Source organism: Halorubrum sp. ASP1 (assembly GCF_005435135.1).
Lineage (GTDB): Archaea > Halobacteriota > Halobacteria > Halobacteriales > Haloferacaceae > Halorubrum > Halorubrum tropicale.
The window spans coordinates 1-386 of sequence record NZ_SGUA01000072.1; the positions used below are offsets into that span (position 1 = coordinate 1).

Annotated in this window: 1 protein-coding gene; it reads right to left on the reverse strand. The window is 64.0% G+C overall.

Annotation, left to right across the window (positions count from 1 at the left end):
* A partial coding sequence (locus tag EXE48_RS18965) for a hypothetical protein (RefSeq protein WP_206750434.1) occupies window positions 1-217 on the reverse strand: 217 nt, incomplete at its 3' end.
* Window positions 218-386: the final 169 nt, after the last annotated feature.

Sequence of the window (386 nt, forward strand, 5' to 3'; positions counted from 1 at the left end):
CGTGGCCCGCTGTACCGGTTGCGAGAAGACCTCGAAGAAGCGAACGACGGAGATTGTCGGTGACCGGTCGAGCGGATCGTTCCAGCACGTGTGTCACACTTGCCAGCTGGTCACCTGGTGGAACATTCTTGAGGTCGTCGACGACGACCAGAACGACGAGCCCGAGCTCGTCACGGACGGCGGAGAGGACGACGGCCCGATCGATGTTCACGGTCACGACGTGTACCCCGAACAACGCTCCGTGCTCCCGTGTCCCGTCTGTGGCGACTCAGTCGAGGCGTACTACCTCGGTAGCCGGAACTCTCTCGTACACGGCGACCAGCCCCGAGAGACCGTCGTCTCCGGGTGGGTGTGTCCCGACTGCGGCCGCACCTTAGAGATCGCCG